The following is a 497-nucleotide window of genomic DNA, read 5'->3' as shown; positions in this document are numbered from 1 at the left end:
TTGTTGGGCTTTGCCGTGACTCAACGCTACGGCGATCAGGCTGCGTTTCTGGGCGCGGGCGGCTATCATCACCACATCGGGCTGAACACATGGGAAAGCGCGGGCGCCACACCGCCGCCGCCGGGCCATACCGGCCTCTACCACAGCGCCTTTCTCTACCCTGACCGACAGCAATTGGCGCGCGCCCTGCGCCGGGTGCTTGAGGCTGGCATCACATTGGACGGCGCCGCCGATCACGGTGTCAGCGAAGCGGTCTACCTGCGCGATCCCGACAACAACGGTGTCGAGTTGTACCGGGACCGGCCCCAAGCCGACTGGCCCCGCGATGCACAAGGCGATCTCAAAATGGTCAACGCCCCCCTCGATGTCGCTGCCCTACTGGCCGAGGCAAACTGACCGCAGCGCCGCTCAAAGAGTTCCCCTGCCCCCTTCATCCTTTTAGAAATACCGAATCCCGCACCCACCCCACGCACCACCGCCCGTGTGAACCCTTCCCG

At 64.8% G+C, this 497-nt stretch carries 1 protein-coding gene; it reads left to right on the top strand.

The features are described 5' to 3' along the window. Positions 1–396 (top strand): VOC family protein (locus A3722_RS05540; protein ID WP_067915982.1); only part of this gene is annotated, 396 nt, incomplete at its 5' end. Between the last annotated feature and the right edge of the window lie 101 nt (positions 397–497).

It is taken from the genome of Sulfitobacter sp. HI0027 (genome assembly GCF_001634775.1).
Lineage (GTDB): Bacteria > Pseudomonadota > Alphaproteobacteria > Rhodobacterales > Rhodobacteraceae > Sulfitobacter.
This window is presented reverse-complemented; position numbering and strand designations above follow the sequence as displayed.